Source organism: Streptomyces sp. CB01580 (assembly GCF_001905795.1).
GTDB lineage: Bacteria > Actinomycetota > Actinomycetes > Streptomycetales > Streptomycetaceae > Streptomyces.
Window position 1 is genome coordinate 1 of the sequence record NZ_LIXJ01000068.1, and the last position, 4,631, is coordinate 4,631.

General features: G+C 73.6%; 5 protein-coding genes. 4 read left to right on the forward strand and 1 reads right to left on the reverse strand.

Annotated elements, in window-relative coordinates; translation table 11 throughout:
• Positions 1 to 387: 387 nt before the first annotated feature.
• The gene (locus AMK22_RS36945) at positions 388 to 807 is read right to left on the reverse strand and encodes a hypothetical protein (RefSeq protein WP_073792103.1); all 420 of its coding nucleotides are present in this window, start codon (positions 805 to 807) and stop codon (positions 388 to 390) included.
• Between the two features lie 300 nt (positions 808 to 1,107).
• Here AMK22_RS36945 and AMK22_RS36950 point away from each other — a divergent pair, with 300 nt between their 5' ends.
• The 4 genes from AMK22_RS36950 to hutU all read left to right on the forward strand — a co-directional run.
• Positions 1,108 to 1,953: a MurR/RpiR family transcriptional regulator gene (locus AMK22_RS36950; protein WP_073792104.1), complete on the forward strand. Its 846-nt coding sequence runs from the start codon at positions 1,108 to 1,110 to the stop codon at positions 1,951 to 1,953.
• A 50-nt stretch (positions 1,954 to 2,003) separates the two neighbouring features.
• Positions 2,004 to 2,678 (forward strand): hypothetical protein, encoded by a 675-nt coding sequence (locus AMK22_RS39345; RefSeq protein ID WP_073792106.1) that lies wholly within the window; start codon positions 2,004 to 2,006, stop codon positions 2,676 to 2,678.
• A gap of 138 nt (positions 2,679 to 2,816) precedes the next feature.
• Positions 2,817 to 3,383, forward strand: a complete 567-nt coding sequence (locus AMK22_RS36960; RefSeq protein WP_073792108.1) for a hypothetical protein — start codon at positions 2,817 to 2,819, stop codon at positions 3,381 to 3,383.
• A gap of 147 nt (positions 3,384 to 3,530) precedes the next feature.
• Positions 3,531 to 4,631, forward strand: a 1,101-nt coding sequence (hutU, locus tag AMK22_RS36965) for a urocanate hydratase (protein WP_073792109.1), incomplete at its 3' end; no start/stop codon positions are given.

Consider the following 4,631-nt stretch of genomic DNA (forward strand, 5'->3'; position numbering starts at 1 on the left):
ACCGGACGCCCCGCCGCGCCTTCCAGCCGCTCGTCCAGCGACAGCATCCGCCCGTAGGGCACCTGGGCTTGCGACAGATACAGCGCCGCGGGCCATGTCGGCCGGGCAGGGTGCGGCACGGCCATTTCCGCCAACAACAGCGCCGCATCCACCGCCTCCCGGACCTCCACCGTCGCCCGGACGCGGTGACCGGCCCCGACCCGGACCGTGTTCCTCGCGGGGACCGCCGTCGTCCCGCCCCCCGGACTCCGAGGGTGCGGCGGTCCCCGCGACACCGTCCGTGCCCCGTGTCCCGGGCCCCGTACTTCCTTCTTCCGCTGCCCCTCCGGGCCCGTCGGTCCCGTTCTTCTGCCGCCCCCTCCGCGCCCGTCCGGTCCCGCGGTGGGCTCAGTCGTCCCAGTCGGACTTCGAGTGGCCGGAACGACGCTGGAACCAGGGCCAGTCGCGGGCCGCGTGCACGGCGTTGACGCCGATGATGCCGAGCCAGGCGATGATCAGCCCCTCGGTGTGCGAGGCCGCGGCGGCGATCGCCGACAGGGGAATGGCCAGGATCAGCGAGATTATCCCGAAGCCGTAGCGCTCCCCGAAACCGCCCAGGGGCTGCGGCTGACGCGCCCCTCTGGCGACGCTCACCTGCTGCTCGGCGAGATGACGCCGTACGCGCCGGTCCAGGGTGGTGTCGAGCCGCTGCTCCACCTTCTCCAGGAAGGACTCGACGAGCGCGGACTCGTAATCCGAACCCAGCTCGTTACGGGCGTGCAGGGTGGCGTCGAGTTCGGTCTTGAGCTCCGGGTCTCGGGTTTCCATGACTCTCACGGTACGAACCGGCGGCTTTGCGGGCAGTGGGGCTATCCCCCCTGTTTTCCTCCGGCCACCACGCGCGTACCGGTCCCGAGCGACGCCCGGCATCCGTTTGAAGCACCGGCCGGAACGGGACCGGTCGTAGAAGCCGGACGCGACGGCAACGAGGCGCGGCGCCATCCCGTCCCGCCGCAGCCGTCGGCGTCCCGTCCGGGGCCTGCTGCATATGGACATGCAGGCGCCTTGCTGGCTGAATGGTTTTGTCGGCGCCGGACCGTGGTGCGACGGAACTACCGAGAGGACAGCATGAGCGGGAGCAACCCGGCCGCGCGGTTGCAGCAGCTCTTCGAAGGGCGTCGGCTCACCCCCACCCAGCGGCGGATCGCGCACTGGATGGTGCGCAGGGCCGGGGACGTCCCGTTCCTGTCGAGCGTGGAGCTGGCCGAGCTCGCCGGGGTCAGTCAGCCGTCCGTCACCCGGTTCGCGGTGGCGCTCGGCTTCGACGGCTATCCGGCGCTCCGCAAGCACCTGCGGGAGGTCGCCCCCGCCGGACCGGGGCCGGGCGGCGGTGACGACACGTACAACGAGTACCAGCAGGCCGTTCTGGGCGAGATCGAGAACCTCCGGCACCTGGCCGATCTGCTCGCCGACCCCGCGCCCGTCGAACGTGCGGGCAGGATGCTGGCGGCCTCCCGGCCGCTGCCGGTGCTCGGGCTGCGGGCCGCCTCCTCGCAGGCGCGGGGGTTCGGGTACTTCGCGGCCAAGGTCCACCCCGACGTCCGGGTGCTCGACGAGGGCGGCAGCATGCTGCACGACCGGATCGACGCGGCACGCCGGGCGGGCGCCACGGCCCTGATCTGTTTCGCGCTGCCCCGGCACCCGAAGGAGGTCGTCGACGCGCTCGGCTACGCGCGGGAACAGGGGCTGGCCGTCGTCTCGGTCGCGGACTCCGCCTTCGCACCCGTCGCGAAGTTCAGCGATCTGCTGATCCCGGCGGCCGTCGGCACCGGGCTCGCCTTCGACACCGCGTGCGCGCCCATGCTGCTGGGCCGGGTGCTGCTGGAGGCCATGTGCGACGACCTGCCCGACGCGCAGGCACGGCTGGAGGAGTTCGACGCGCGGGCGGTGGCGCGGGGACTCTTCGTCGAGTGACGCCCCGGCCGTCCCGACGTGGTGCGCACCGGGCGCCGGACGATCGGGTGATGCTCGAACTGCTGCCGGGAACGGGGGTGGCGCTGCCGGGCGGGGCCGGGGTGCTGCGGTTCGGGGCGGGCCCCGACGAGGCCCGTGCCCGGTTGTCGGCCGCCGCGCCCGAGACGTACGGCGGACTCCAGTGCGGGGCGCTGACCCTCGCGGACTACCCCGAACCACGCCACGCCCATGCCGCCTGGCTCGACGGCCTTCTCTTCCAGCCCGAGTGGAACACCGTGGCCCTGTTCGACGGGCTCCGGGTGACCCTGGCCGCGGGCGGCCCGGGAGCGGCGGACAGGCTCGCCCGCGTCGAGTTCCGGCGGATGACGGCGCCGCGCCCGGTGTCGGGGGAGCGTGCCGCGTGCGTGGTGTGGGACGGCGTCGATCTGTTCGGGCACTCGGCCGAGGAGGTCCTCTCCGTGCTCCCGGAAGCCGTCCCGCTGCTCCCGGAAGCCGCCCCGCTGCCGGACCCGGCGGCGAGCGGGCCGACGGGTCCGGCGGTGGGTGCGGACGTGGGGGTGGCCGTGCCGCGGCTCGGGCTGCGCCTGGACGAGCACGCTCCGGGCAGGCCCGGGTGGGGTCGGCTCACCCTGACGGCGGACGGGTCCGCGGGATGGTCGGGCTGCTGCCCGGGACGTTTTCGCTGCGAGGCGGGCGGCGACGGCCTGGTGGGGATCCTGTACTGAACGGCGAGGGTCACGCATGGGGATCACGTGGGCCGGACGCCCCGCCGGCCGTCGCGGTTTCTCAGGACCTCTTCATCCGCGGCCACTAGCCTCCGGGCCGGAAGGCCGGCAGGAGCCGTGAGCGAGAGGGGTACGGACATGGGGCGCGGAGCGCGGTCGTTGGCGAGAGTGGCCGTGATCGTACGGGCCGGGGCGGCGCCGCTGTGGTGGCCGGGGCTGCTCGCCGCGGCCGTCGGCGCCCTGGTGCCCGGGGTCACCGGGCGGCGGATCGGCCTGCTGGCCGGAGCGGCGCTGTTCCTGATCACGGCGACCGCGGTGGCGCTCGTACGCGGTCGGCGCTATGCGGAACTGGCCGGGCGTGCCACCCGGGCCGGTCGGTCCGACTTCCTCCAGGACCGGGCCGTGACCGTGCGCGACTGGCGGCGTCGGCACCGGTGGTGGCTGCTCGGGGCGTTCCTGGTGGCCGTGGCGAGTGCGTTCCTGCTGCCCGGGGCCGGTGGGCTGGTGCTCGCCGGGGCGGGTGCCGGGCTCTGGATCAAGGCCCTGCGGATCGGGCGGCGCGAGTACCGCGACGACGTCCTGTACTGGGTCGGGACCGACCGGGTGGCGCGCGGGCGGCCTGCGGGCAGGCAGGTGGAGGAGTACCGGACGACCGGGCCGATGGCGGGCGACGCCGGGCCCGGAGGGGCGCGGCGTCGCCGCTGAGGCAGCGCGCCGCACGGGGCGGGAGCGCCGGGCCGCCGGGCTGCCTCGCCGGGCCGCGCCGACCGGGTCCACGCGGGACTGTTGACTACGAGTATTCAGAACATCAGGATGTGAATAGGAGGCTTACAGCCACGAGGAGGCGTCGCCATGTCAGGACCCCGACCGGTACGGGCACCGCGCGGTACGGAACTGAGTGCCCTGGGATGGCAGCAGGAGGCCGCCCTCCGGATGCTCCAGAACAACCTGGACCCCGAGGTCGCCGAGCACCCCGACAAGCTCGTCGTCTACGGCGGCACCGGCAAGGCGGCCCGCGACTGGCGCTCGTTCGACGCGATGGTGCGCACGCTGCGGACGCTCAAGCAGGACGAGACGATGCTCGTCCAGTCCGGACGCCCGGTCGGCGTCATGCAGACGCACGAGTGGGCGCCGCGCGTGCTGATCGCCAACTCCAACCTGGTGGGCGACTGGGCGAACTGGGAGGAGTTCCGCCGGCTGGAGGCCCTCGGGCTCACCATGTACGGCCAGATGACCGCCGGATCGTGGATCTACATCGGCACCCAGGGCATCCTCCAGGGCACCTACGAGACGTTCGCCGCCGTCGCCGCGAAGAAGTTCGGCGGAACGCTCGCGGGCACCATCACGCTCACCGCGGGGCTCGGCGGCATGGGCGGCGCCCAGCCGCTCGCCGTGACCATGAACGACGGCGTCGCGATCTGCGTCGACTGCGATCCGCGCGCCATCGAGCGCCGGATCGAGCACCGCTACCTGGACGTGCGCGCCGACTCCCTCGAACACGCGCTCCAGCTGGCCGTCGAGGCCCGGGACGCCCGCAGGCCGCTGTCCATCGGGCTGCTGGGCAACGCGGCGGAGCTGCTGCCGCGCATGCTGGCCGAGGGCGCGCCGATCGACATCGTCACCGACCAGACCAGCGCGCACGACCCGCTCTCGTACCTGCCGACCGGGGTCGACTTCGACGACATGGCCTCGTACGCGGCCAAGGACCCGGCGGGTTTCACCACCCGCGCCCGGGAGTCGATGGCCCGGCACGTGGAGGCGATGGTCGGGTTCATGGACGCCGGGGCCGAGGTCTTCGACTACGGCAACTCGATCCGCGGCGAGGCGCGACTCGCGGGCTACGAGCGGGCGTTCGCGTTCCCCGGTTTCGTGCCGGCCTACATCCGGCCGCTGTTCTGCGAGGGCAAGGGCCCGTTCCGCTGGGCCGCGCTGTCCGGCGAGGCGTCCGACATC

What these genes read in the sequence shown, in the direction of transcription:
- AMK22_RS36945 (WP_073792103.1), bottom strand. Translation starts at nt 807, where the DNA reads ATGGAAACCCGAGACCCGGAGCTCAAGACCGAACTCGACGCCACCCTG.
- AMK22_RS36950 (WP_073792104.1), top strand. Translation starts at nt 1,108, where the DNA reads ATGAGCGGGAGCAACCCGGCCGCGCGGTTGCAGCAGCTCTTCGAAGGG.
- AMK22_RS39345 (WP_073792106.1), top strand. Translation starts at nt 2,004, where the DNA reads ATGCTCGAACTGCTGCCGGGAACGGGGGTGGCGCTGCCGGGCGGGGCC.
- AMK22_RS36960 (WP_073792108.1), top strand. Translation starts at nt 2,817, where the DNA reads ATGGGGCGCGGAGCGCGGTCGTTGGCGAGAGTGGCCGTGATCGTACGG.